This is a genomic window from Nocardia sp. NPDC051030 (assembly GCF_040683015.1).
In the GTDB taxonomy this organism is placed as follows: domain Bacteria; phylum Actinomycetota; class Actinomycetes; order Mycobacteriales; family Mycobacteriaceae; genus Nocardia.
Genome location: NZ_JBFBCD010000004.1, coordinates 595,549 through 617,939, shown reverse-complemented (window position 1 = coordinate 617,939; position 22,391 = coordinate 595,549). Strand labels below are relative to the sequence as shown.

At 64.8% G+C, this 22,391-nt stretch carries 20 protein-coding genes, 1 tRNA gene, 1 other RNA gene and 1 pseudogene; 13 read left to right on the top strand and 10 right to left on the bottom strand.

Annotation, left to right across the window (positions count from 1 at the left end; genetic code table 11):
• Positions 1-128: 128 nt before the first annotated feature.
• The 7 genes and pseudogenes from recQ to AB0N05_RS16450 form a co-directional block, all read left to right on the top strand.
• Positions 129-1,997: pseudogene (gene recQ, locus AB0N05_RS16480) on the top strand (DNA helicase RecQ); the annotation flags it as partial.
• Positions 1,998-2,602: 605 nt separating this feature from the next.
• Positions 2,603-2,675 (top strand) — tRNA-Glu (locus AB0N05_RS16475).
• A gap of 190 nt (positions 2,676-2,865) precedes the next feature.
• Positions 2,866-4,068, top strand: coding sequence for a lipase family protein (locus AB0N05_RS16470; protein WP_364693884.1), 1,203 nt, complete (start codon positions 2,866-2,868; stop codon positions 4,066-4,068).
• A gap of 58 nt (positions 4,069-4,126) precedes the next feature.
• The gene (gene smpB, locus AB0N05_RS16465; RefSeq protein ID WP_364693881.1) at positions 4,127-4,600 is read left to right on the top strand and encodes an SsrA-binding protein SmpB; all 474 of its coding nucleotides are present in this window, start codon (positions 4,127-4,129) and stop codon (positions 4,598-4,600) included.
• Between the two features lie 163 nt (positions 4,601-4,763).
• Positions 4,764-5,136: a transfer-messenger RNA gene (ssrA, locus tag AB0N05_RS16460) on the top strand.
• Positions 5,137-5,345: 209 nt separating this feature from the next.
• Complete coding sequence (locus tag AB0N05_RS16455) at positions 5,346-6,341, top strand: hypothetical protein (RefSeq protein ID WP_364693878.1); 996 nt, start codon at positions 5,346-5,348, stop codon at positions 6,339-6,341.
• 132 nt (positions 6,342-6,473) lie between these two features.
• Positions 6,474-7,016: a hypothetical protein gene (locus AB0N05_RS16450; RefSeq protein ID WP_364693875.1), complete on the top strand. Its 543-nt coding sequence runs from the start codon at positions 6,474-6,476 to the stop codon at positions 7,014-7,016.
• A gap of 65 nt (positions 7,017-7,081) precedes the next feature.
• On the opposite strand, the gene AB0N05_RS16445 is transcribed toward AB0N05_RS16450, so the two are convergent.
• The gene (locus AB0N05_RS16445) at positions 7,082-7,393 is read right to left on the bottom strand and encodes a hypothetical protein (RefSeq protein ID WP_364693872.1); all 312 of its coding nucleotides are present in this window, start codon (positions 7,391-7,393) and stop codon (positions 7,082-7,084) included.
• An 89-nt stretch (positions 7,394-7,482) separates the two neighbouring features.
• On the opposite strand from AB0N05_RS16445, the gene AB0N05_RS16440 reads away from it, so the two are divergent.
• Positions 7,483-7,863, top strand: a complete 381-nt coding sequence (locus AB0N05_RS16440; RefSeq protein WP_364693870.1) for a hypothetical protein — start codon at positions 7,483-7,485, stop codon at positions 7,861-7,863.
• Between the two features lie 1,159 nt (positions 7,864-9,022).
• Positions 9,023-9,355 (top strand): divalent cation tolerance protein CutA, encoded by a 333-nt coding sequence (cutA, locus tag AB0N05_RS16435; RefSeq protein ID WP_364693867.1) that lies wholly within the window; start codon positions 9,023-9,025, stop codon positions 9,353-9,355.
• 138 nt (positions 9,356-9,493) lie between these two features.
• Here the strand turns inward: cutA and AB0N05_RS16430 are convergent, their stop codons facing one another.
• Entirely contained in the window at positions 9,494-10,681 is a 1,188-nt protein-coding gene (locus tag AB0N05_RS16430; RefSeq protein WP_364693864.1) for a helix-turn-helix transcriptional regulator, read from the bottom strand.
• 484 nt (positions 10,682-11,165) lie between these two features.
• On the opposite strand from AB0N05_RS16430, the gene AB0N05_RS16425 reads away from it, so the two are divergent.
• Positions 11,166-11,468: a Clp protease N-terminal domain-containing protein gene (locus AB0N05_RS16425; protein ID WP_364693861.1), complete on the top strand. Its 303-nt coding sequence runs from the start codon at positions 11,166-11,168 to the stop codon at positions 11,466-11,468.
• On the opposite strand, the gene AB0N05_RS16420 is transcribed toward AB0N05_RS16425, so the two are convergent.
• The 8 genes from AB0N05_RS16420 to AB0N05_RS16385 all read right to left on the bottom strand — a co-directional run bounded on the left by AB0N05_RS16420 (position 11,465) and on the right by AB0N05_RS16385 (position 18,509).
• Complete coding sequence (locus tag AB0N05_RS16420; protein WP_364693858.1) at positions 11,465-12,745, bottom strand: ABC transporter permease; 1,281 nt, start codon at positions 12,743-12,745, stop codon at positions 11,465-11,467. The genes AB0N05_RS16425 and AB0N05_RS16420 overlap by 4 nt on opposite strands.
• A 2-nt stretch (positions 12,746-12,747) precedes the next feature.
• Positions 12,748-13,860 (bottom strand): ABC transporter permease, encoded by a 1,113-nt coding sequence (locus AB0N05_RS16415; protein ID WP_364693855.1) that lies wholly within the window; start codon positions 13,858-13,860, stop codon positions 12,748-12,750.
• A 46-nt stretch (positions 13,861-13,906) separates the two neighbouring features.
• Positions 13,907-15,433, bottom strand: coding sequence for an ABC transporter ATP-binding protein (locus tag AB0N05_RS16410; protein WP_364693851.1), 1,527 nt, complete (start codon positions 15,431-15,433; stop codon positions 13,907-13,909).
• Positions 15,434-15,454: 21 nt separating this feature from the next.
• A complete protein-coding gene (locus AB0N05_RS16405; protein WP_364693848.1) occupies positions 15,455-16,549 on the bottom strand; it encodes a BMP family ABC transporter substrate-binding protein in 1,095 nt (364 codons plus the stop codon).
• A 188-nt stretch (positions 16,550-16,737) separates the two neighbouring features.
• Positions 16,738-17,112 carry a type II toxin-antitoxin system death-on-curing family toxin gene (locus AB0N05_RS16400; protein ID WP_364693845.1) on the bottom strand — a complete coding sequence of 125 codons (375 nt, stop codon included), beginning with the start codon at positions 17,110-17,112 and terminating at the stop codon, positions 16,738-16,740.
• The gene (locus AB0N05_RS16395; protein WP_364693842.1) at positions 17,109-17,309 is read right to left on the bottom strand and encodes a hypothetical protein; all 201 of its coding nucleotides are present in this window, start codon (positions 17,307-17,309) and stop codon (positions 17,109-17,111) included. The genes AB0N05_RS16400 and AB0N05_RS16395 overlap by 4 nt, the downstream gene beginning before the upstream one ends.
• Before the next feature lie 77 nt (positions 17,310-17,386).
• Positions 17,387-17,596 carry a DUF5302 domain-containing protein gene (locus AB0N05_RS16390; protein ID WP_364693839.1) on the bottom strand — a complete coding sequence of 70 codons (210 nt, stop codon included), beginning with the start codon at positions 17,594-17,596 and terminating at the stop codon, positions 17,387-17,389.
• A gap of 4 nt (positions 17,597-17,600) precedes the next feature.
• Positions 17,601-18,509 (bottom strand): SDR family NAD(P)-dependent oxidoreductase, encoded by a 909-nt coding sequence (locus AB0N05_RS16385; protein WP_364693836.1) that lies wholly within the window; start codon positions 18,507-18,509, stop codon positions 17,601-17,603.
• 794 nt (positions 18,510-19,303) lie between these two features.
• Between AB0N05_RS16385 and AB0N05_RS16380 the strand changes: the two genes are divergently transcribed.
• From AB0N05_RS16380 to AB0N05_RS16370, 3 genes are all read left to right on the top strand, one after another.
• On the top strand, positions 19,304-20,452 hold the full coding sequence (locus AB0N05_RS16380; RefSeq protein ID WP_364693833.1) for a GGDEF domain-containing protein: 1,149 nt from the start codon (positions 19,304-19,306) through the stop codon (positions 20,450-20,452).
• Between the two features lie 35 nt (positions 20,453-20,487).
• A complete protein-coding gene (locus tag AB0N05_RS16375) occupies positions 20,488-21,381 on the top strand; it encodes a TIGR03620 family F420-dependent LLM class oxidoreductase (protein WP_364693830.1) in 894 nt (297 codons plus the stop codon).
• Positions 21,382-21,632: 251 nt separating this feature from the next.
• Entirely contained in the window at positions 21,633-22,370 is a 738-nt protein-coding gene (locus AB0N05_RS16370) for a S1 family peptidase (RefSeq protein WP_364693827.1), read from the top strand.
• Positions 22,371-22,391: the final 21 nt, after the last annotated feature.

Here is a 22,391-nt window from a genome sequence, read left to right as displayed (position 1 = left end):
GGATGGATGACGGGACGGGCTTTGGGCGTGTCGCGGTGCGAAGTTGTGGGTGAAGGTAGCGAACGGGTGTTCGGGCGTCGGGTGGTGTCCGTAGGATTGCGGGCGTGAGTGCACCGGAGGTTGAGACCCTGATCGGCGACGCGAGCACGAGCGGCGTCGGGAGTGACGCAGCTCACCAGGTGCTGCGAAAGACGTTCGGGTACGACAGTTTTCGCGGGCCGCAGCGGGAGATCGTCGAACAGGTGATCTCCGGCGGCGACGCGCTGGTGCTGATGCCCACCGGTGGCGGAAAGTCGCTGTGCTATCAGATTCCGGCGCTGGTGCGGCCCGGCGTGGGTGTGGTGATCTCGCCGCTCATCGCGCTCATGCAGGATCAGGTCGATGCGCTGAACGCGGTCGGCGTGCGCGCCGGATTCCTCAATTCCACGCAGTTCCCGGATGAACGGCGCACGGTCGAGGCGCAATTCGTGGCGGGAGAGCTGGATGTGCTCTACCTCGCACCCGAGCGGCTGCGGCTCGCGGCCACGGCGCAGCTACTGGACCGGGGCAAGATCTCGGTCTTCGCCATCGATGAGGCGCACTGTGTCTCGCAGTGGGGCCACGACTTCCGGCCCGACTATCTGGCGCTGTCCATGGTGCATGAGCGCTGGCCCGATGTGCCGCGCATCGCGCTCACGGCCACCGCCACCGAGGCCACGCGGAAGGAGATCGCCGAACGGCTGGATCTGCGGGAAGCTCCGGCAGGCTCCGCGCGTGGTGCCAAGCATTTCGTCGCCAGCTTCGACCGGCCCAACATTCAATACCGCATCGAGGCCAAGAACCGGCCTGAGCAGCAGCTACTTTCGTTCATCCAGAATGAGCACGCGGGTGATGCGGGCATCGTGTACTGCCTCTCGCGCAATTCGGTGGAGAAGACCGCGGCCTTCCTGAGCGCCAATGGTGTGGCGGCGGTGCCATATCACGCGGGTCTGGACAATCGCACCCGTGCGACCAACCAGTCGCGGTTCCTGCGTGAGGACGGGCTGGTGGTGTGCGCCACCATCGCCTTCGGCATGGGGATCGACAAGCCGGATGTGCGGTTCGTCGCGCACCTGGATCTGCCGAAATCGGTGGAGGGCTACTACCAGGAGACCGGTCGCGCCGGGCGTGACGGGCAGCCGTCCACGGCGTGGATGGTCTACGGCCTGAGTGACGTTGTGCAGCAACGCAAGATGATCGACTCCTCGGAAGGGGACGCCGCCCACCGCCGTCAGCTGCAACTGCACCTGGACGCCATGCTCGCGCTGTGCGAGACCGTGCAGTGTCGCCGCACCCAGCTACTGGCCTACTTCGGTCAGCCCGGTACCGCCTGCGGCAATTGCGATACCTGCCTCAACGCGCCGGAATCCTGGGACGGGACGGTCGCCGCGCAGAAGGTGCTCTCCACCGTGCTGCGGCTCAAACGCGAACGGGGACAAAGCTTCGGCGCGGGCCACATCGTGGACATCCTGATCGGCAAGCGCAATCCCAAGGTCGAGCAGCACGCCCACCATGAACTCAAGACCTTCGGCGTGGGCACCGAGCTGCGCGATATCGAATGGCGCGGCGTGGTCCGCCAGCTGCTCGCGCACGGCCTGCTGGCGGTGCACGGCGACTACGGCGTACTGACTCTCACCGAATCCAGCAATGAGGTGCTCTTCGACGGCCGCCAGGTCAGCTTCCGCCGCGAGCCCGAACGGGCCAAGGCGGCCCGAGCATCCAAGCCCGCCAAGGCTTCCCGCCTCGCCGCCGCCGACCTCGCTCCCGGCGACTCCGATCTCTTCGAGAAGTTGCGCGCCTGGCGTGCGGCCACCGCCAAGGAACAGGGCGTCCCCGCCTACGTGGTGTTCCACGACGCCACCCTGCGCGAAATCGCCGCCCGCAAACCGGCCAGCCTGGCCGACCTCGGCGGCATCTCGGGCATCGGCGAGAACAAGCGCGCCAAGTACGGCGAGGGGGTGCTCGAGGTCATCGCGGGCAACGGGTCCGCCGCGACCGGCGGTTCGCCCGCCGACAGCGCCTCGGCCGCGGTGCCCGCCTCGGCCCGAACATCTGCCTCGGCTGGGATGTCTGCCTCGGTAGGAGCATCTGGTTCGGCTGGGACGTCTCCTTCGGTAGGAACAGCTAATTCGGCTGAGACTTCTGCTCTGACAGGAACATCTGGTTCGGTCGGGACGTCGGCCTCGGGCGGGGCATCTGCCCGGTCGGTCTCTTCCGCTCCGGCTTCGAGTCGTGGGGCTTCCGCCACGCCGTCGCGGTCGCGGCTGGATGCCGGGAATCCCGTGCCGACCCGGTCGCGGGCGGCTTCCGTGCCCGCGCAGTCGCGCCCGGCTGCCGGGAATCGTGCGACACCGCCGAGCCAAGTCGCGCCCGCCTTCGATGATGTTCCGTGGCCGGATGAGGCTCCGCCGGACTTCGATGAGCTGCCGCCCGACTACCAGTGACTCGGCGGGCCCGGCGGTCATGACCTTGAAATGATGGCGGTTGTGACCTTGGACGGCCGGTAGCTGCGGATTTGGTTGCTGGGCGTCGGCACGATAAGCTTTCGGAGCTGCCGCGGTCCTCGGATCGCAGCTAGTCACTTGGTCCCGTCGTCTAGAGGCCTAGGACGCCGCCCTCTCAAGGCGGTAGCGCGGGTTCGAATCCCGTCGGGACTACAAAGAAAGACCCTCAGCCATTCGGTTGGGGGTCTTTTTCGTTTCCCTTGGTGGAGAACGCTTTTCAACGCAACCGTGTGGCAAACACCATTTCCTTCACGGGTGACTGTCGAAGACCATCCGGCTTGTGCGCGAAACCATGCTGGAAATGGCGAAGTTCTCGGGCATGTGACTCATAGACTCAAACCCCATGACACGTCGCATGGTTCGCTCGTTTGTTGCTTGCTTGACGGTCGCCGCCGGATTCGCCGGTATCCCGCAGGTTCAAGCCGATCCCGGTATGCCGCCGCTCCCGGCGCAGGACCCCTTCTACGCTCAGCCCGACTCCTTGCGGGGTATGGGCATGGGGCAGGTCGTCGACAGCCGTCCGATCGCGCTCACCGGCGTTTCCGCGCAGGCCCCGCTCTCGGCCTGGCAGGTCAAGTACGTCAGCCAGGACACCAAGGGCAAGCCGTGGACCACCATGGCGACCGTCATCAAGCCGAGCGTGCCGAACCCGCAGGCCAAGCTGGTCTCTTTCCAGCCGTGGATCGACGCCCTCGACACCCGCTGCAATCCGTCCTATCAGCTGCGGGCCGGGGTTCCGTACCAGGCCAGCACCGGCATGATCGCCGAGAACGGCAATCTCGCCACCTTCTTGGACCATGGCTACACAGTGGTGGTCCCCGACTACCTCGGACCTGAAAACCAGTTCGCCGCAGGCTATGTCGAGGGTCGCGCCACCCTGGACGGCATTCGCGCCGCCGAGAACTTCGCGCCCGCCGGGTTGAACGGCAATGCGACCCCGGTCGGCCTGTTCGGCTATTCCGGTGGTGCGCGCGGCACCGAGTTCGCCGCCGAACTCGCCGCCGACTACGCGCCCGAGCTGAAGATCGTAGGTTCCGCGGCGGGCGGGCTGCCGACTGATATGGGTCGGTCCGCCGAGGTCATGAACGGCGGGCCCTTCGGCGGCATCAACTTCAGCGCGAGTTACGGCATTGCCCGCGCCTACCCGGAGCTGAACATCCCCGCCTACTTCAACGATCCCGGTCTGCTTCCGGCCCTGTCAGGAATGTGCCAGACCCAGATCCTGGGCAGCTACCCGTTCGTCCCGATGCAGAGCAAGACCGTCAATGGTGTCTGGCCGCTCGGCGACCCGCAGGTGCAGGCGGTCCTGGACACCTTGAAGGCCGGTCATTACGGCACCCCGAATGCCCCGCTCTACCTGTTCATGGCCGAGCATGACGAGATCGCCGTGACCGAGGGCACCGACGCGCTCGTGGACGAGTACCACCGCCGCGGCGTCGACGTGACCTATGTGAAGTACCCGGGAACCGAGCACGTCATCGCCGAATCCGTGGGCTCACCGGCCGCGATCACCTGGGTCGTCGACCACCTGAACGCCGCCAACTGACCGCTTCGGGCGCACACCTGGAATAAAGGGTTGGCCCGGGCAATTATTGTTGGTCGTTATGAAGGAAAAGGGGCGCAAGGTCATCGCCAGCAACAAGAAGGCCAAGCACATCTACTCCATCCTCGAGACGTTCGAGGCCGGGGTCGCGCTGGTCGGCACCGAGGTGAAGAGCTTGCGCGAGGGCAAGGCGTCGCTGGTCGACGCCTACGCCACCATCGACGACGGTGAAGTGTGGCTGCGTGGCCTGCATGTGCCCGAGTACGGGCACGGCACCTGGACCAACCACGCGCCGCGCCGCACCCGCAAACTCCTGCTGCACCGTCGCGAGATCGACAAGCTGGTCGGCAAGACCAAGGAGTCCAGCCTCACCCTGGTCCCGCTGTCCATGTACTTCTCGGACGGCAAGGTGAAGCTCGAGCTCGCCCTCGCCAAGGGCAAGCAGGAGCACGACAAGCGCCAGGACCTCGCCAAGCGCGACGCCGACCGCGAAGTCGCTCGCGAGTTGGGCCGCCGGCTCAAGGGCATCCGCTGAGACCCATTACCCCTGCTCCCGGGGGTTCTGGGGCGAAGCCCCTGCGGGTCGCGGGAGCATCCACCACAACGCCGGGATAATGGGATGATCCCCTGTTTGACCGGTGTTACTATGGGGAGCCCGGTGAGAGCCGGGTGTTTTATCTGGATCGCTGAAACAGCACGGGGCTGAACGGTTTCGACTGCGTACGTTGATTCAGGGGAAGCGTGTCAGTGCAGGCAGGAGACCACTGTATAAGCGTCACTGCAACCCTATAAGCGCCGATTCCAATCAGCGCGACTACGCTCTCGCCGCCTAAGCAGCGAAGCGTGTCTGTCAGCCCGGGTTCGCCCTCGACCCGGTCCCTGGCATCAGCTAGAGGGCTCTACTGTCCGGCGCGGTCGCGGCGTCGGACAGGACATCAAACAGCGACTGGGATCGTCATCTCGGCTTGTTCGCGTGACTGAGAGATCCGAGTAGAGACATAGCGAACTGCACACGGAGAAGCCCTGGAAACACGGCGGAGGACCCGGGTTCGATTCCCGGCAGCTCCACCAAGGCCCTCCACCTGGGAAACCAGGTGGGGGGCCGTTTTCGTGTCATCCCCGGCCACGGGTTGGCCTCCGGGGCGGGCACGCAGGCAACGTGCTGGCGCGGGGGTAACGAAATCGCGCGGTATGCGGCATGTCAGTGTGTTCCGATACGTTCGCCGCATGGAAATCGGAGCGAAAGAGCGTCCGTCACAATCTCTCCCAGGGGCTGTCGCATGACTCGCACAACCCCGCCCCGTCCGGTCGATCTCGAGGCCGCCTTTCCCGAGCTCACGCCGCTGGCCCGCACCGCGACTCGACTGCACCCGCGCCCGGGAGATCCATCGCCCCAGGACAGTTCGATCGGCGGGCCACTGTTGTGGCCGGCGAGCGAGCCGTGGCCGCACTGTCCCGGGCACGACCACGCCGCGGGACCGCTGCTCCCACTGATCTCGTTGGCGGACGCCAAAATACAACGGCGCATCGACAAAGCAAGGGGCAGCAGACCAGAACGGGCGTACACCACGCAGGAGCGGGCGCTGCTCGAGCGGATCGAGCGGTTGCACAACCCCGAGGGCCCCATCGCGATGTTGCCGCTCGCGCAGTTGTATGTCCGTGATGTGCCCGGTCTGCGTGCGCCCGACGGTATGGATCTGCTGCAGGTGTTGTGGTGTCCCTTCGAACACGTTGACGACGCGATGCCCGCGACCGCCGTCGTCTGGCGGTCCTCGGCGGCGGTCACCGAAATCCTGCTCGCTCCACCGGAACCGGCGGCAGTGGCGTATGGCGTGGACTTCGTTCCCGAGCCGTGTGTGCTCGATCCGGAAGTGGTGATCGAATACCCGGGCTCGCTCGAACTCGACCGGGAGCTGCGTGAGCGAGTGGAGCCGTGGGCCCGGGCCGAGCACCACATCGAGTACGCCAACTTGTGCATTCCGCCCGGATGGAAGGTCGGGGGTTATGTCAATTGGGGCCTGACAGATCCCTATCCGAGCCCCTGCCCCGCTTGCGGCTCCGCGACCGAGCTGCTGCTGAGCATCGCCAGCAGAGAAAAGCATTTCGGTGGCGACCACTGGATTCCTTACCAGGACCAGGCCGCGCATGCCGCGTGGAGCGACGGGCAGAGCGGCCCGAACGCACCGACCGGGATCTGTGTCGGGGATGGCTTCAATCTGATCATCCGAATCTGCGCGGCATCACCTGAGCACCCACACACCCAGATAGTCCAGTAGCCGTGATCATTCTCCGGACGATTCGAACCACCGGGTCACGGCAATGTAGTGCGTTGGGTGGCACCGCGACGACACACCCCATAGTTCGTTGCGCTTGCTCATCGCCACCCGCCCGCCGCCGATAATCGTGCGGTGTCCTACTACGGCATCGATGGATACCAACCACAGTGGCTCACGGGGCGGGCCACCATCGAGTCCGCTCACGGCCAACGGCTAGGCGGACTGGTCGGCAAACGCCTGTCGAGAAGCTGGTTGGTTTGGGACCAATACGACGAGTGGTTCGCCGACTGCCCGGTCGTGCTGGACTTCGGCGGGGAACAGGTCGAGATCACTCACCAGAAGTTCGACGAGCTGTCGATCACCTGGAACTGCATCGACCCCCTTCGGCAGCGCTCGTGGTCCGATCCCGAGGACAACGACCCGGAGGTCCACGCCTTCCACCTGACCTGGCGATCCGACGCCATCCCCGCGTTGAACGCACTCCAAGGCCAGCCGCTACTTGCGGTCGACTTGCTCGAATGGACAAGTCAGCGAGCCGATTTCGCCGCAGGCATGGTCGCGGTCAGCTTCGCATTCGCCGATAACCGGGTGACGATCAGCAACGGACTCGACGAGAACGACCTCGAATTCGGTACACCACCGGCCGACTACCTCCAGCACCCTCTCCACAACTGAGGGTCGGTTGTTCGTCCGGTTCGGTCAGCGACAGATGAGTTCGTCGGGGTGCGCTGTGACGGGATCTATGGGACGGCGGTATCACCGATAAGGAAATCGCCTGAACCGATCTCGGATTCGTCAAGCTCAGGCACGATCAGCCCCATCGTGACGGGTTGACCCGGCCGCCAGCCCACCTTGTCCACGTATTCCACTGCCTTGCAGGTTCCTGATGGTCCGAGCGCACCACCGACTCGTAGCAGCCGAAGTCGATCACCGAGCGACACACGACCTTGCTCGATGTAACCAACGAACACCCTGGCATCGCGAAGGGTCAGCGTGAAGACACTCTCGACCCGAAACCGAAACTGATCGTCCTTCGACGGTTCACTGGGCATCCGATGATCATGCGACCGGCCGAGCCAGCCTGGCCGATGGCACACCGCAGCCGGATGGAAACGGCGCCACCAAGAGCGACTGGCGAGGAGTGCAGTACCTGCTGCCCGATCGCGACTCCAGCAGCGCTGTTGATGCTGTGGTCGAGATGTTCGACGCCTCCTCCATGCGATGCGAAGCGTTGACCACGTTCGGAAAGCTGATATCCGCGGTCCCTACCGGTCAGATAGCAAAGGCGGTCGGTGCCACCGAGTTCGACCAGTGGCGCGCCGACCACGATGTCGCAGAGTTGTCGCCAGGCACGTGTGTCTCACCCAAGCGGTACGCGTTCCTCGGTGGTGACGGCCGACTGAGCGATCGCTCGATCTCGGTGCAGGTACATGTCGGGATGGCGGCCAAGCTGAGGTGGAAAATGCAGCAGCTGGGTTTGAAGCCGGGCGATCGGTTGCCTACAGGTTTCTTCCAGCTCTGAATCCGAACCGACTCTGCCACAGCCGCACCCGGGTATCGACGGAACGATCCATGACCTCGATCGCCTCGTTTCGATCGACCATCTCAATGTCGAATTCGCAGGTCATCGATCGAGGCTAACCACTCGGCTACGGTCCGCATCGAAGGAGCCGAACGACACTCACATCATCTCGTTCCACGTCGACCTGCCCGCGCAATACCAGCGCCGCGACCATCTCGAATTGAGCGATCAGCGGCAAGAGCGGATATTCGGCACGTCAATAGTCCGGATATGCTGACCGATGACTGAGACAGGATCGCTATCGCGACTGAGGAGGTTGATTGTGAGATCGGACCTCAGCGAAGCCGTCGTCAACGAGTTGCGGTCGCGGGCACGGCGGGGAGACACATCGGCTGAAATAGCTACCTGGTTGATGCAGGAGCTTGGGAACACGTCACTCTTCCGGGTCTTTGTCTATTGGCGCGAAGCCTTCGACACACCTATACGGGTTCTCAAGGGCGCCCATGACTGGGTGGGACTCGGGCAAGGTGGCACGCTGTCCGATAACGAACTGAACCATATGCTCAGTCCCGCTGGTTCTCCGTTCTGGTGACCGAGAACGGTGCGATACCTAGATGGTCCCTGGCGGTTCCTGACAGTACCGAGCCTGTTCTGCCACGCGAAACAACGCATTCGCCCTCATCGGCAGATAAGTGCGTTCGCCTGGTCGAAATGTGTTCGGCTCGTTGATCTTCGAGCCGAGCCGCCTGGCCGGTCCGAACCGCGCGCCACGCGGCATGACCGGATGTCGCGTTCGGAAGGCACAGCAGCGATCGCGTCCGGCCTGAACATGCACTTAGACCCATGAATAGTCAGAAAACTGACCGGCAACAGAGGTTAGTGCATGAATAGGCCGGTAATCCGGAATTCGGCATGAGAGGGCGTTCTAGCGGCGCACTTCCGAAAATCCGCGCCCTTGGGTTCCTGACTCGAAGGTGGTAAGTCAGGAATTTTTTGTACGGCCTCGAATCTGGGCGAGATCGTCCCGCCTGCCCTTGACGGAGTGTGTTCCTCTCCGGGGAGAGAGGATCCTCTGACTTACCGCCGACGAGTCAGGAGGCGGGGGTGCGAGTTTTTTGGAGCCCAGGTCGAGAGCTGGGAGGCGGCATAGTGTGGCGGTATGACAGCGGCGAGGGTGTGGTCAGTGACGTCGACGACTCCGACCGAGGATGATGCGCGAGCCATTGCAAGGGCTGTAGTCGCTGACCGGCTCGCGGCCGGGGCCGAGATCAGCGGGCCTGCTACGTCGGTGTTTTGGCACCTGGGGGAGCTCGGCGAAGGCAAGGAGTGGCGGGTCACTCTGCGAACGTCCGCTGCCGTGCGCGACCGGCTCGCGGCACGGGTGGCCGAGCTGCATCCTTGGAGTAGCCCAGAAGTGACGGCGCGCCCGATCGAGTGGTGTATCGACAGCTATGCCGAGTGGGTCGAGCAGACTACAGCTGCGTCGGAATAGGCACGTGCGCGGCGTCGGCACGCCTGGCGAGTTCGAGCCCACCCGCGAGACCGATTGCGGCGCATCGCTGTGCGGCGTGGGGTGTCGCTGATCGAGTCAGGGGGACCGGGGTGTCGATCTTTGGGCCGCGCGGTGGGCTCAGATCTTGACGTCCGCCCACTTGGCGAAGTGCGCCAGTTTGTCGGTGCCGCGCCGTGAATGGGCGAGCACGCGCAGGGTCTCGTGTACCTGGGGATGATTGCGGGTCAGCTCCGGTGCGACCTGGCGCGCCTGCTCGAGGGTTTGGAATGCGCGATCCTTGTTGCCATGCAACAGCCAGGCCCGCGACACGTCGATGTAGTAGTGACCGGCGCGCGACGGCGCGACCGATCCCGCTAGACGGATGTGTTCGGCCCGCGACAGAGCGGTAGTCCCGTCGGATAACTCGACAGGAACGGCGACGGAATGGATGTCGACGTTCGACGGCCGGAATCCTGTGCCGTAGTTGCTGTATCGGCTCTCCCGAATCGCATTGGCCACGCGGCGCGCCTCCTCAATGTGCGACTCGGCGGTATCACCATCGAGCGCGCGGGCCGACAGTATCGACCCGCGCAGGTGCAGTGCGCCACGGACCGCCAACAGGTCCGGCGTCGTCGGAAGCTGTTCGCTCGTCGCGTACGCGCGGTCTATTGTTCGTAGCCCACCAACATAGGCACCGGAGTAGAGCAGGATCAGCGCTCGGTTGTACTCGGCTGCGATCGGCCATATCGGGTCGCCGCTGCGGCTGGCGGCCCATCCGCACCGTTCCGCTGCAAGCCCCGCGAGGTCGAGGTACCCGTACTGATACGCGAACAGCATTGCCTTGCTGTAGGCGTAGGCGAGAGATGAATGGATCTCTTCGAGATAGCGACCGGATGCCTCGGCGTCCGAGAGTTGGTGCAGGCCACGGATCACGTCCGGCAGCTCCGCGGTCATGTCGTTGTATCGAGCGCGGCGCATCCCCTCGCGGACGCGGTCGAGCGCCGCTGTTAGATCGTCGAATGTGGTTGGCCCGGTAGGCGGCTCGTCGTCGAATGCCACAATTGCGCGGCGCAGCTCGGGGATGGTCGCGTGCGCTGCGGTGTCGCCCGGTTCGGGTTCGTACGGTTGCCCGTTCAGGTCGCCGACACTCACACCGAGCACGCGGGCAACGGCGGCCGTCAGGGCAGGCGTCGCCGGGCGGTCGCCCTGCTCGACCTTGCGGAGCAGCGACAGCGAAACGTTGGCCTTCTGCGCCAACTGCACCTGAGTGAGCCGGGTGAGTCTGCGCGCTCTACTAATGCGTGCGCCGACCCCCATGTCGTCCATTCCTCAACGGTGCCACATGCTGTGGCACTTCGCAGGGTCCTGGTGAAGCAGGCTGATCACAGGTTGCGCCGCCGGGTCGATGCCCTCGCCCCACCTGGCTCCCCGGCGTTGCTGCCTGCCAAACCGCAAAGGGCGAGGAGGGAACGTCAGTGACGAAACCAAGGGCTATCGGATACCTGCGCCGGGACATTTCCGGCATTCGGCAGGAGACTCATGAGATTCAAATGCGGAGTCTTGCAGCAAGATTCGGATACGACTACTGCAAAACGATCGTGTTCGGTCAGGACACAGACAGGCCGGTGCATCGGCTGCGCGTCGCCGTAGACCGCACGCGGGCAGCGGCAGTGTTCACACCGAGTATCAGCCATTTCGAGGGCGACACGGTGCCAACCGAACTTGTGCAGGTGGCTGCCGTAATCGCTGTTGATACCGAGAAGACATTCGCGCGTCACGACGCCCCGTTGGAGACTTCCAGGAGAGACGTATGAGCACCCATCTGCCGAGCAGCGTGCGCATGCCCGAGCTTGCGCGGCTGCTCGATTCCGCTGCCGAGATCGCCTCTCACGGTGGGGCGGATCGGGTAGGCGCCGACCATGTCTTGCTTGCGTTGCTGCGCGATCCGGGCGCAATCCCATCGAAAGCGTTGCTGGCGATGGGATTACACCCGAGCCTCGTGATGACGCGGCTCGCGGAATTCGCCTGTCGTGAGATCGATGCCGACCCGGCTGGGCTGCCTGCCAGTGCCCACATTTTCCCCACAACTGCCCTTGCGGCGCGAGCCTGCTAGTCGGGTGTGTAGGGTTCGCCGTCGGCCTTGGGTGGGCGGGTTTGGCCTACTGCGCCTGCTACGGCGACCACTGTGAGTAGGTAGGGGGTCATTTGTAGGATTTCTGTGGGGATGGGGGTTGCCAGGACTTGTAGTTGGCCCTGTAGGGCCTTGGTGAAGCCGAAAAAGAGTGCGGCGGCGGTGGCTCCGATCGGGTGCCAGCGGCCCATGATCAGGGCTGCCAAGGCGATGAAGCCGTTGCCGGCTGTCATTTCCTTGGTGAAGCCGCCGGTTGATCCGATCGTGAAGTATGCACCGCCGAGTCCGGCGACCACGCCGGCGAGCAGGACGGCCTGGTAGCGGATTCGCAGGACATTGATGCCGACCGTGGCGGCGGCGCGCGGGTGTTCGCCGACGGCTCGCACGCGCAGGCCCCATCTGGTCCGGTACAGCACGAAGGTGATCAGGGCGACGAGCACGACCATCGCGTATACCAGTGCGGTTTGGTCGAATACCGTCGGTCCGATGATCGGAATCGAGGACAGTGCCGGCACGGCGATGGGTTGCATGGTGCCTGGCGTGTTGAATCGGGCCGAACCGTCCGGAAGCGCGGTGAGCTGATCGAAGAGGAAGCCGGTGATGCCGGTGGCGAGCACCACCAGCACCACTCCCAGCACGATCTGATTGACCAGGTAGCGAATCGAGAACACGGCGAGCAGCCAGGCGACGAACACACCGGCTACCACCGCGGCCACCACCCCGACGAGGAAACTGCCGCTCACCGTCGCGATGATGGCGGCCGCGAACGCCCCGGCCAGCAGTTGACCCTCGATGGCGATATTGATGACACCGGCCCGCTCGCACAGCACTCCGGCCAGTGCGCCCAGAATCAGCGGGGTCGAGAGCGCCAGCGTGCCTTGGATCTGGTTGGTGAGCGGGAACAGTTTGCCCGATGCCGCCCAGCAGATGAACGTCATGACGAATGCGATGCCGAATACCGAGAATGCGGCGACCGCCCATCGGCCGGACAAGCCGCGCCACAGCTGGGCGACCGCTATCACCAGCGTGATCGCCGCAGGCACCGCCGCGGCCGGTCGCGCCGGCAGACGCAGGTCGCCCGGACCGCTGGAACCCGGTGCGGCCAAACGGAAGTCGACGGTCCCGGCGGCGGTCAACGCCGCCAGCGCGACCCCGGTGATCGCGAGGATCAGCAGCAGTATGCCCAGGCGCAGCCGTCGGCGCCGGTGCTCCGGCGACTCCAGCTGGCGGGTGCTGCCGGTCGCGGTGGTGGTTGCCATTGTCAGTTCCACCCTTTCGCGAGCACGGCCTGCGCGCCCTCGGCCCGGATCCGGAAGACCGTGCGTACCAGCGCCGGTGCCGCCACCAGCAGCACGATCACGGCCTGTAGGACGGTCACCAGCGTGAGCGGGGTGCCGGTCGCCGCCTGCATCTCATTTCCGCCGGAGTGCAAGGCGCCGAAAAGCAATGCCGCGCAGACCGTTCCGACCGGACTGCCGCGGCCGAGCAGGGCGACGGTGATGCCGTCGAAGCCGAAGGATCCGGCGATACCGTTCGTCAACGGCAGATCGGTGCCCAGCACCTGCTGCGTTCCGGCCAATCCGGCGAGGCCACCCGCGATCAGCATCGCCAGGACATATGCCCGGCCGATCGGCATACCGGCGGTGCGGGACGCCTCGTGATTGGCGCCGACGGCCCGCAATTGGAAGCCCAGTGTCGATCTCGACAGCAGCCACCACACGAACACCGCCGCGAGCAATGCGACGAACAGCCCGAGATGCAGCCGTGTGCCCCCGAATCGGGGGAGCTGCGCGGTGGTGTCCACGATCGGGCTGATCGGCTCGTTCCGACCGGGCCGCTGCAGCGAGTGGGTGGTGAGCAGCCAGGTGAGCGCGTACAGCGCGACATAGTTGCCCATGATGGTGACAATGACCTCGTGAGCACCGGTGCGCGCCTTGAGGATTCCGGCAAGTCCGCCCCACAGCGCACCACCGGCGATACCGGCCGACAGCGCTGCCAGCACGTGAATTCCGGTGGGCAGGTGCACCGCGAAACCGACCCATCCCGCGGCCAGTGCGCCGGCGATGAGCTGACCCTGCGCGCCGATATTGAACAGGCCGGTGCGGAACGCCAGTGTGACCGATAGACCCGTGCAGATCAAAGGTGTTGCCGCGACCAAGGTTTCGGCGAGCTGATGCCATCCGCCGAAGGCTCCCAGAAACAGCGCCCGATAGGTATCGCTCACCGCGCGGGCCGCCGCCGACACGGTATCCATCGGCCGCGCCAGGAAATACCCGAATGCCGACGTCACGGTGGGCGTACTGACGATGATGAGGACCGCGCCGACCAACAATGCCAGCAGAACGGCGAGTGTGCTGACAATCAGCTCGTGCAACCACTGTCGTTCAGAAAACCATCTTCTTTCGGAAAACCGCTGTCGTTCAGACATCACGACCTCCGGCGGTGTCCGCCGGTGCACATCCGGCCATCATGAGACCGAGTAGGTCACGCGGCGTATCCGGGCCGACGATGCCGACGATGCGTCCGCGGTACATCACGATAATGCGGTCCGACAGCGCGGAGATCTCGTCCAATTCAGTGGAGACGATCAGCACGGCGGTGCCCTGATCCCGTTCGCGGACAATGCGATTGTGCACGAACTCGATCGACCCGACGTCCAGGCCGCGGGTCGGCTGCCCGGCGATGAGGACCGTGAGTGGCCGGGAAAGTTCCCGCGCCAGCACCACCTTCTGCTGATTGCCGCCGGACAGTGCTCGCACCTGCTCGGCCGGTGACCGGCCGCGAATGTCGAACTCCTGCATCCGGTGTTCGGCATTGCGCTGCACCGCATTCGGCGAGAGCACTCCGTGCCGGGAGAATTCGGGGCGGCCGATCAGATCCAGGACGAGGTTCTCGGCGATGCTGAACACGCCGATATAGCCATCGTGCGAGCGATCTTCGGGGACGTAGCCGATTCCGGCATCCAGATGCCGACGCGGAGAGCGGCCCGCCAACTCCTGTCCGCCGACGGTGATCGAGCCGCGCACCGGTGTCTGCAAGCCGATCAGGGCATTGATCAACTCGGACTGCCCGTTGCCCGCCACCCCTGCCACCCCGACGATTTCGCCGCCGCCGACCTGGAAGGACACGTCGTCGACCAGTACGGTGCCGTCGGCGCCGGTGAGGGTGAGGCCGTCGACGACGAGGGCCGGGCGCGTCGGCCGGGCAGCTGTTTTGGTGACGACGAGTTCGACCGACCGCCCCACCATCAGCTCGGCAAGCTGGGTTTCGGCGGCGGCCGGTGCGACGTTGCCGACCACCTTGCCGCGGCGGATGACGGTGATCCGATCGGCGATCCGCCGGACTTCCTTCAGTTTGTGCGAGATGAAGATGATCGACGTGCCGGTCGCGGCGATCGCGCGCAGCACCGCGATCAGCTCGTCGATCTCCTGCGGGGTGAGCACCGCGGTCGGCTCGTCGAGAATCAGCACCTCGACGTCATTGGCCAGTGCCTTCAGGATCTCCACGCGCTGCTTCTCACCCACCGAAAGGTCGGACACCAACGCGTCCGGGTCCACCGGCAGGCCGTAGCGCTGGGACAGCTCACGCACCTGTCGGCGGGCCGCGCCGCGGTCGAGCACGGCCCGGTAGGTGGTCGGTTCGCGGCCCAGCATGAGGTTCTCGGCGACGGTGAAGACGGGTACCAGCATGAAATGCTGATGCACCATGCCGATTCCAGCGGCGATCGCCGCCGCGGGGGAGCGGCAGACGAACGGCTCTCCGTCGAGCAGGATCTCACCGGAGTCCGGCTGCGAGAGCCCGTACAGCATGTTCATCAGCGTGGTCTTGCCCGCGCCGTTCTCGCCGAGCAGGCAATGGATTTCGCCCGGCTCGACGGTCAGGTCGATGCTGTCGTTGGCAACGAAGGTGCCGAATTTCTTGGTGAGAGCGCGTAATTCGAGCCGCATGACCGCCTCCCGAGCCGCGGCCTATTTGGCCGCGGGCTGCGCCTTCGACGTGATGGTGATCTTTCCGTTCGCTATATCTGCTGCCAGCGCCGTGATTTCACGCTTCAGGTCAGCGGGGACGGCCGTATCGAACTCGTGATAAGGCGCCAGTCCGACACCCTGGTTGGCCAGCGTGCCGACGTAGGTGGTGTTGGTGAATGCCTTGTTGTAGGCGTCGGTGACCGCCTTGGTCACCGCGATATCCATCGCCTTCTGCACGCTGGACAGCAGTGTCGTGCAATATTCGGCGGCGCTCACGCAGCCGTCGGTGTCGACCCAGATCGCGGTGACCTTGCCGCCGGAGGATTTCGCGGCCTCCAGCGCACCCAGCCCGGCCGGGCCCGCGACCGGCAACAGGATGTCGGCGCCCTGGCTGATCAGGTCGTTGGCCTTGGTTTTAGCGGTGTTCTTGTCCTGAAAATCGTTGGTGATCACACCCTGTTGCGCGGCCTCATCCCAGCCGAGCAACTGGACCTGCTTGCCCTTCTGCTGGTTGTAGTACGCGACGCCTTCGGCGAATCCGTCCATGAAGATGGCCACGGTCGGGATATTGATCCCGCCGAAGGTGCCGACCTTGCCGGTTTTCGTCATGCCGCCCGCCAGGTATCCGGCCAGGAACGACGGCTGCGCGGAATTGAAGGTCAGCCCTTGCAGATTCGGCAGCGGCGGGAACTTCTGCTGATCGGTGTAGGAGTAGTCGACGATCGCGAAGTCGATACCGGGATTGGCCTTGGCCGCGGCATAGGTGACGTCGCCCTGCTTGAAGCCGATCGTCACGATGATGTTGCACTTCTGCCGAACCATCGTATCGATATTGGTGGGGTAGTCGTTGTCCGACTTGGACTCCAGTTGAGCCTTCGAAATCCCCAGTGCTGTAACAGCATCGGTGATCCCCTTGTAGGACGTCTGGTTGAACGACTTGTCGTCGAACCCACCGGAGTCCGACACGATGCAGGCCTTGAAGTCCTTGGCCCCCGGAGCACCCGACTTCCCCTGATCCCCCGGTGGGGAACCACATGCCCCGACCGTCAGCGCGAGCACGCTCGCGGCGGTGAGAGTGCGCAACCGTCTGCCCATAGTGAGCTCCTAGACAGCAAGATCATCGAACCGATCCGACGATCCTGCCCCACGCAGCACGAAAATGTATGCGTTTCAAACTATTCGGCGTCGACTGGAGTTCACTGGGAAGGACCACTACGTCGCACTGTTCAAAAGAACCCAAGTCACCAGGTGGGGGCTTTTCATGCTGGGCGCAACTGGCGGGGCTACTGGAGGGCCTTCAGAGCTTCCGCGATGTCGGGAACCTCTTCCATGTTCCCGGTGGCTACGGCGATCACCAACGCTTCGGCGGCGTCATCGTCTACGCGGAGTCGGATTTCGTGGAGCGCGAGTAGCAGGATGCAGGCCATCCACGCGGTTCGCTTGTTGCCGTCGATGAACGGATGGTTCCACGACAGTGAGTGCAGGAGCGCTGCGGCCTTGGAGAACACATCCGGGTAGGGGTCGAGCCCGAATACGACGGTGAGTGGCCGGGCCACGGCCGCTTGAACGAGGCCCATGTCTCGGACCATGGCGGGGCCGTCGCCGGTGACCAGGTTCGCGATCTTGAGGACGTCTTCCAGCGAGACGTATTTCCTCACTTCAGGCGTTCCAGCAGGCCCGCCCAGCGTTCCATCTCGGTGCCGAGGATTTCGTCGACGACGGCGTTGTGGTTGTGGCGTTCGTAGTACTCGGCCACGGCCTTGTTGATGATGTTGTTGATGCTGGTCCCCTCCCGATCGGAGAGTTCCTTAGCTTTGTCTTCGTTGCCGTCGATGAAGCGGACGTTGATAGCCATACTTGATGGTACCAGTGTAGTACCATAGAAGGCCCGGCCCAGCTGGACCGGGCCTTCTACGTTGCTACGGCGGTGGGTTAGCCGCCTGCGCGGCGGCGGAAGGTGCGTTTGCCGCCTGCGGCTGAGTGGGCGCCTCGGACCTTGCCGTCGTTGTGGGCGGCGGCGGCTGTTGCGGTTTGGCCGTTTTTGCGGTCGAGGGCTTCTCGGAACTTGCGCTTGGTTGCCTCTTCCGGTGACTCGGCTTCCTCCGCGAGATGGTCGACGGGGACTTCTTTTTCATCGGACATAGGCCTAGCCTGCCATGCGCGGGGGGTGGGTTCGTTCGGCCAGGGGGAGTTCGCGCTGGGTGCGGGCGATGATGGTGTCGATCAGGCGGGCGGTCAGGTGGGGGGCGAGGGCGGTGAGGCGGCGGATCAGGCGGGCTCGGGCCGAGGGGATTACGGTGGGGCGGCCTCGTGCGGCTCCGGCCAGTAGTGCTCGTGCGACAGCTGTGGCGGGCATCGGTGGGGAGGCGTTGAGGGCTGCGAGTTCGGGTGGTTTGGTGGCGGCTTCGGCGGCCAATTGGGGGGTGTCCACGTCGGGTGGGAGTACGACTGTCACCATCACGCCGGTGGGTTTGAGTTCTTGGCGCAGCACCTCGCAGAGTGCGCTGACCGCGAATTTGCTTGGGCTGTACGCCCCGTAGCCGAAGCATGGCAGGACTCCGGCCATCGAGGAGATGACGGTGATGCTGTCGCGGTCGCGGCCGCGCAGATCCGGCAGGACATCGCGGATCACGTTCAACGCGCCGAAGTAGTTGACTGCCATGTGCTTGTCGAAGTCTTCGGCGGCGAGGCGCGAGAAGTAGTCCGGCTTGGCGATTCCCGCGCAGACGATCAACGCGGCGATGCGCCCGTGCCGTTCGCGGGCGAGCTCTACCGCTGCTCGGGTCTGCTCGGCCTGGCTCACGTCGGCGGCGATAACCGCCAGCCGTCCCGCCGCGGCGGGCATCCGCGTCGGTAGCTCTGTCAGCGCTTGATCGCCGAGCGCGAGCACGCTCACCCGCGCTCCCGCCGCGAGCGCCGACCGGGTTACTTCGAGCCCGATCCCGCTGCTGCCTCCGGTGACCACCACATGCCGCCCCTCCCAATAGCGCGCCACGTCGATCGGGAGCCCGCGTCCCCGCCGCCCACCGATCCGTCGCAGGATCGACGAGGTCATCGCGGGACTCTTCCCGCCGGTGAACGTCCAGCCCACTCGAATATTGCGCACCCGCATCCCCTTTCGTCCAAGGGTCCGGTTCGCCCGAGCCCATGGACGATCGTGGGAGTTGATCCGCAAAGCCACGACAACGGTTCGGCAAGATCACGTAAGGATCCATACCGACCGCTGCGGTGTGGCGTGACAAGTTGATGGTTGTGGGTATTGCCTGAGCATGATTGCCATCGTTGCCGCTGCACTGTTTGCTATCGCGTTGCTGTTGGAGCTTGCCAATAAGGCTGTTACCTATGGGGTTTCGGCGTTTGTTATTGCCGGGCTACTGGCATTGGCCCTGCATATGGCCGGGTTCAGTGATCGTCTTCCGACCGGGCGGGGGCAATGGAAGTCGCGGGCCCGGTGGGGGCGGCGATGAGGTGGGGGTGAATCCATACCGACCGGCCATCCTTCTTGGGCGCGGCAACGAATAATTGATCGGCACAAGTGTCCGTTCGGCTCGTGGCCGGCGGGCGAATCAAGTTGATCTATAAACATCTTTCGCGAAGGAGGAAAGGCATGATCCCGCATTTCATTGGTGACGTCATCGACGCAGTCAACAGCCTCCTCGGGATGTTGTTGATCCCGTAGTACCGCGCATGCTGCGAGAGGCCCTTCGCCTGAACTATCAGGTGAAGGGCCTTTTTCGTGCCTCGGGCGGTGATGGCGGTCACATTCGAGTGTGGGGTGGCGGCGGGCACGTGGCCAGCAAATTCGGAGCGCACTATGGTGGATGTATTGCCGACGTGAGGCGGTAGTCGATGATCGAAAAGCAATCGATGTTTCGAGCCTGGTGGCGGGACCGGGTCGATTACCGATGGCTGGTCGAGACCTTCGAATCCCATGGGGCGCTGGGGCGGTTCAAGTTCATGCTCGGCGCGGGCGGAATCGTCATGCTGTCGATCGCCCTGCTGGCCATGGTGGCGCAGCACGAGTTGACCGGGGTCACCGGGCTGGTCCAGGGCCTCGTCGAGGCCGCGGTGGCGGGGATCTGGACGATTCGGTGGTGGTTTCTGCCGTGGCCGCGCGAGGGCGAGTCGCTGGTGTGGCTGGCCCTGTTCGATATCGACGTCATGCTGAACGATGTGCTCGTCCACGATCGGGTGATCGGGGTGCTGGGGCTGGTGCTGCTGGTCGCGATGGGGGCGTACGTGACCGTCTTCCATACCGCGCGGATTCTGGCCTTGCACGTCGCGTGGTCGCTGGTGGCGGCGGGGCTGCTCGCGTGGCGGCTGTATTCCGGCGGGCTGGGTGGCCATGAATCGGCGGATCACGACCATCGGGTGGAGAACCTCGCGCTGGCCGTCTCGATTGTCCTGGTGGTGTTCGTGGTGGTGGGCGTCATGCTGCCGTTCATGCAGTTCAGCCATTGGCTGCTGCGCGAGGACGCGCTGACGGATCCGCTGACGAAGCTGCTGAATCGGCGCGGTCTCGACTCCCGGGTTTCGACTCACTTCCAGCACTGCCGGAACAGGCAGGCGTATGTGGCCACGCTGGATCTGGATCGCTTCAAAGCCGTGAACGATACCCACGGGCACGCGTTCGGCGATGAGGCACTCGTGCGCACGGCCGAATGCTTGTGCGCGGCGGTCGATTCCGATGCGCTGGTCGCACGGACCGGCGGTGAGGAGTTCGTCGTCATCGGCCGCCCGCGAGAGTCCGCCGCCGCCATCGGCGAACGCCTGCGCCACGCCGTCGAAACCCAGTCGAGACTTCCCCTGACCATCACCGCCAGCATCGGAATCGTGGTTTTCGATGCGTCCGAACCGAATTCGCGATCCGTCACCGCCACGTATCAGGACCTGCTCCGCGATGCCGACTCGGCCATGTACCGCGCAAAACGACTGGGCGGCAACACCGTTGTCATCGCGGAGGCGACCGAACAGATCGGCGCGGCGGTCGGATGGTGATTACGTATCGCGCTGCGTTTCAGTAGATTCGAGTGATGGATCTCGCGAGAGTTCGTGGCCGGCTCGGGGCGTTCGGGGTGTGGATCGCGCCGATGACGCTGCTGGCGACGCCGATGCCGGTGCAGCGCACGCAGTTCGCCCGGATCGACAGTCTGGGGTATGGATCGCTGTGGAGTGGGGAACCGCCCGCGGATTCGCCGATCGGCGGGCGTGAGGCATTCTCCGAGCACGGGTTGATGCTGGCGGCGACGGAACGGATCGTGGTCGGGACCGGCGTCGCCAATATCAGCCGCCGGGATCCGGATGCCATGCACAGTGGCGCGGCCACGCTTGCCGAGGCCTATCCGGATCGGTTCATCCTCGGCCTCGGCGGGCAGTCCGGCGATCGGCCGCTGGCACAGCTGGGTGAATACCTCGATGCCATGGACGCGGCGGCCGAACGCATACTGCCGGATGTCGAGTATCCGCGCGTGCTCGCCGCGCTCGGCCCGAAAATGCATGATGTCGCCGCCCGGCGGGCGCACGGCGTTCATCCGTTCATGCAGACCGTCGAGCACACCGCGACCGCCCGCAAGCTCCTGGGCCCGGACGGCCTGCTGATCCCGCACCAGTTCGTGATGCTGCACGAGGATCCCGAGACTGCCCGCGGCACAATACGTTCGGTGTTCGGCCACGGCAGGAATCTCCCGAACGACTACTACTCGAACAATTTTCGCCGGTCCGGCTTCACCGACGAAGATCTGCGCGGCGATCGCAGCGACCGTTTCGTCGATGCCGTCCTGGCTTGGGGTGACCAGAATACGGTTGCCAATAGATTGCGGGAACATCTGTATGCCGGTGCCGACCACGTATTGCTGCACCCGATCGCCAATGACCTGACCGCAGCCGTCGATCAACTCGAACTGCTCGCGCCGCTCCTCACGGTCTGAGCCCGGGAAGCCGCTTCCACCTGGACTTATGTATCTCGATAGGGTGGCTCACCCAAGGTCACGGCCGCGGTAGTGGTGCGGGTAACACATGTTACGAGTCGGTGGGCCGCGGGCACTCGCATGCGTGGGATGTTCGTTTCTCGGTGCGTTAACAGGTGGTCACGGGTTAACAAGCAGATTGCTAGTTAGTTGCCAAACCGCTGTACTGGGCGTCCGCGATTGGGCGGGTCCAGACAGGGAGCGAACACTTCATGCGCATTCACCACTTCACAGTCGCCGGGCGTGCGGGCTCGACCATAGCGATCATGTTCGGCGTCGGCACGGTGGCCGTGCTGGCGGCCGGTATGGGTGTCGCGGGCATGGGGGCGGCGGAGGCCGAGCCGGTCGCGGTGCTGGGTGGCAGTTCGGGCATTGTGCTCGGTGATACCACCGCGTGCTCCCTCACGGCGATCGGTTACGACGCCGCGGGCAGGCTCGTCGGTTTGACGGCCGGGCACTGCGCCGCGGCGGGCACGCCGGTGAGCGCCGAGCGCGCGCGGGACATCGGCACGATCGGCACGGTCGACTTCTCGGACGGCGGTCGCGGCCTCGATTACGCGGTCATCGCCTTCGATTCGGCGAAGGTGGCCCCGGTCCGTACCGTCGGCGAGACGACCATTGCCGGTTTCGGCCCCGCTCCCGGTCCCGGCGCCACGGTCTGTGCCAGCGGCCGGTCGAGCGGATTCGACTGTGGCGTCGTCTGGGGTACGCAGGGCGACCGTATTCTCAGCCAATCCTGTTCCATCCCCGGCGATTCCGGTGGCCCGGTGACGATGGGGGATCAGCTCGTCGGCATGAATCAGGGTCGCATCAACCCGTTCGGTGTCGCGGTGCCCTGTGTCGCAGCGGCTTTCCCGATTCATTCGCCGGAGTACTTCCGATCCATCGATCAGATCCTGCGGGCCATCGACGCGGCGGGCGGTGTGGGCGCGGGCTTCCGGCCCGCATAGCCCGGTCCACGTAGAGCCCGG